General features: G+C 57.4%; 4 protein-coding genes. 2 read left to right on the forward strand and 2 right to left on the reverse strand.

Going from position 1 to position 3,344, the window contains the following annotated elements; all coding sequences use genetic code 11:
• On the forward strand, positions 1-659 hold a 659-nt coding region (locus tag AC2FM3_RS17760; protein WP_496684551.1), incomplete at its 5' end, for a polysaccharide deacetylase family protein.
• Between the two features lie 11 nt (positions 660-670).
• On the opposite strand, the gene AC2FM3_RS17765 is transcribed toward AC2FM3_RS17760, so the two are convergent.
• Together AC2FM3_RS17765 and AC2FM3_RS17770 are read right to left on the reverse strand one after the other, a co-directional pair.
• A complete protein-coding gene (locus tag AC2FM3_RS17765) occupies positions 671-2,020 on the reverse strand; it encodes an O-antigen ligase family protein (RefSeq protein WP_496684553.1) in 1,350 nt (449 codons plus the stop codon).
• Positions 2,021-2,030: 10 nt separating this feature from the next.
• Positions 2,031-2,870 (reverse strand): sulfotransferase family 2 domain-containing protein, encoded by an 840-nt coding sequence (locus AC2FM3_RS17770; RefSeq protein ID WP_496684555.1) that lies wholly within the window; start codon positions 2,868-2,870, stop codon positions 2,031-2,033.
• A gap of 143 nt (positions 2,871-3,013) precedes the next feature.
• Between AC2FM3_RS17770 and AC2FM3_RS17775 the strand changes: the two genes are divergently transcribed.
• A partial coding sequence (locus tag AC2FM3_RS17775) for a capsular polysaccharide synthesis protein (RefSeq protein ID WP_496684557.1) occupies positions 3,014-3,344 on the forward strand: 331 nt, incomplete at its 3' end.

Raw genomic sequence — 3,344 nt, forward strand, 5'->3', positions numbered from 1 at the left:
CCCTGATTTTTCACGGCATTGGCCAGCCAAGCCGGCTAGTGGGGCCGGAGGAAGCGCCCTTTTGGGTCTCGGTGCCTCAGTTCGAACGGGTTCTGGCGGCCGTGGCGGACACCCCGGAAGCCTATCAGATAACCTTTGATGACGGAAACCTGTCGGACCACGAGATCGCGCTGCCGATTTTGCAGAAATACGATCTGCGTGCCCGGTTCTTTGTCCTGTCCGGGCGGATCGGTACCAGCGGCAGCCTGGACAAATGGCATATTCGGGACCTGTCTGCCGCAGGCATGACGGTCGGAAGCCACGGTATCGATCACGTGGCCTGGCCCACCCTGTCCGATGCCGAACTGCAAAACGAATTGCAAGGCTCGCGTGCATGTCTCGAGGATATTTGCGGCCATGCCATAACCGAGGCGGGAATTCCTTTTGGCCGCTATGACGCGCGGGTTCTGCGCGCTCTGCGCTCAGCCGGCTATCACTCCGCGTGGTCCAGCGACGGAGGCCGGTACCGCGACTCCGGTTATCTCAAACCCCGGACATCCCTGCGGGGTGACATGCATGCAGGGGAAGTCGAAGCCGTTCTATCTGATGAGATGCCCCTTCTGCGGCGCTTGCGTCGCACTGTGCGGATGGCCCAGAAACGCTGGACGGTCACGGGTTGATGACACCAGCACTAACGTAAAGACGTCGCATCGGCATGCGGGAACCGCGTATACCTGATCTCTCGGTTCGGGGTCTCGGGTGGGTTGTCCTTGTCCTCGTTGTCCTGCGTGCAGTCCGGATCGGACAGCCATACCCCGGCGCCCATCATGAACATGAAGAGGCAATATGTGGCGTCCCACAAATGCACGGTGAAGGCCGAAACGATCATGCTGATGAAGGCGATCAGATAACCCCGCCGAACCCCCGCAAGCAATCCGGTCAGAGGCGCGGTGATGGCCTTCCAGCAAATTAGGATGGTTGTAAGAGACAACAGGAACCACGCAATAATCCCGTAGCGCATCGCAAGCAGCAGCCAGAAATTGTCAACGCTTGATCGCAGCCAGTGCGGCCGGGTCCAATCGCGCAGCCCAAGGCCGAAGATCGGATTCGCGAAGACGTCGTCGATCGCATTGTTGAAGATATGAATCCTGTTCCAGGCGGCCCCCGGCGAAAACGTCAACTCCGTCGCGATGATCTGAAAGGCGTTTCGATTGGATGCCAGTTCCAGGATCACATAGAGGATACCAAACAACACCAAAAAGATCTTCCACCTGTTCTTGACCGTTTTCAATACCTCGTCCCATCCGATCAGCAAGGCCTGCAGCAGCACTCCCATGAAGGCGCCTGCCGACAATGAGCTGAACACGGCGACCCCAACGAGGAATGGTCGGCGCGCGCGTTTGAAAAGCCCGGCCTCTGGGTTCAGCGTGTACCATGACAAGGCGAAGGCAGGAGCGCAGAACACACCAAACAGGATGGGATGCGGCATGGTCGCCTGCGCGCGTTCGAGCCCTAGCCTGGGTTCCTGATGCACATCGAAATAGACGGAAAAAACGCCGCGGAAGGTTTTCAGCAGGATGGGGGTGCCTGTCATGTTTTCGTACAGCGCAAATGGCAGCAGAACCGCAACAACCAAGAAATACCAGCGGACGAATGCCTGAAAGGATGACAGGCTTCGGATCAGAACACGCGCAGCCAAATAGGGAACGACGGTTTCGATCACCAATATACCTGCAAACTGCCATTGCGCGCTCATCCCGTGATTGACGAACATTGCTATCATCATCCACAGGCTTGCCGTGATCACCAGAATGTCCGGCGCACGGATTTTTCCGGCCGAGCCATTTACCCAGCGGACAAAGAACAATAGCGCAAAGACAAGAAGGTAGAGGCGATAGACGCTCAGCCGAAGGCCGCCCAGAAAAAAGAAGAACGGCATCACCAGAGATACGACGAAGAGCGCAATCAAAAGCCGGTTGGGCGAGACGTCTTCCGCGCGCCCCCCAGATTGAATTCTATCCTGTGCAGCCAGTGTCATCACTCTGTGTCTTTCACCGGCCCAATTGGGCACGGAGCCTCTTTTCGGCGTCCTCGATATCATACAACGAACCCAACAGATCATAGTCGGGCTGGGTTATTTCCAGCAACGCATCGATCTGTCGCTCTGTCAGAGTGCTGTCGCGCGGCCCAGGCTTGGATTTGTTGACATGCTGCACCGGAAACGGCCGCCCCAGGCGTTCGGACAGAAAAGAATACATGTCGTTGACCGACTCGAGCCGGAAGACATGATCGAAAAACCCCAAATCGGGGCCCAAGTGCCATGAATACGGGGTCGTGTGCACCCGAACGGGGCGGCTGACAGCGCGGTATTCACTGAAATGGTCGATAAATTCGCCAAAGGTCGGATCAAGGGGTAGCCCCTCGTTCTCGATATCCATCTCTTCGTCGCGCCAGCGGAACTGATTGCGGTGGACCTTGTCGCGCCAGGCCGATTGCAGCCGGGCGACCGGGTCACGGACCAGCGTGAATGTCGCAAAGCCATCCGGCACCACGGCCTTTCGGAAGATCTGGGTTCGAAATCCGTCTTGTTCATGAATGTTGCGCGCGCGTACCAGCTTGGCCCGTGCCAGGCGCCAACGCAGGTTGTTCAAGACGCGGGCGGCGCCGCGGCCCTTGAATGGTTCACCACGATCCAGTTCCCAGAGCATTTCCTTCAGGCTGCTGCTGCCAACTTTCGTGATGTCAAAATAGACTGCTTGCAGAACCTGCGAGACAACCGCCATCACTCTTCCTCGAAAACCGGAAAACCAATCGCTTGGAATCATAAAGCGACACCCATTGATTACAATGACCCTTTGACCGCAACGGAAACTTGTCTGCCCATCGGGCAACAATGGCTTGAAGCGCTGGTCATTGTTATGCCATCTGCACCAGGAAGGCTGGCGCGGCTTTCAAAGTAAATGACGTGCCGGCTGTTGTTGGTACATAGTGCGGATGGCCCTTGTGGCCGTTTGGTTGGTTCAGTGGAGATCGCATGCCCGCCGGCAAACTCAGGACGTGGCTCTTTGTTCTTATCGTGGGCGCGCGCATGTTGCCGACTTTCGGGCGAAGAGCCCGGAAGAAGATATGGGGCAAACCCAATTTCTTTTCGAAATCCGCACCGCGCAGCATTCCCAAGACGATCTGGATCTATTGGGATCGCGGTGAAGAAGGCGCGCCGCCGCTTGTGAAGGAATGCATCGCCTCGTGGCGCAGGCACAATCCCGGCTGGAGCATTCGTGTTCTTGACGCGAACACGGCGGCGGATGTCGCCGAGCTGCAGCACGATCCGACGGTGTTGCCTGTTCAGTCCTACGCGGACCTTC

It is taken from the genome of Ruegeria sp. BHSB172, assembly GCF_059613165.1.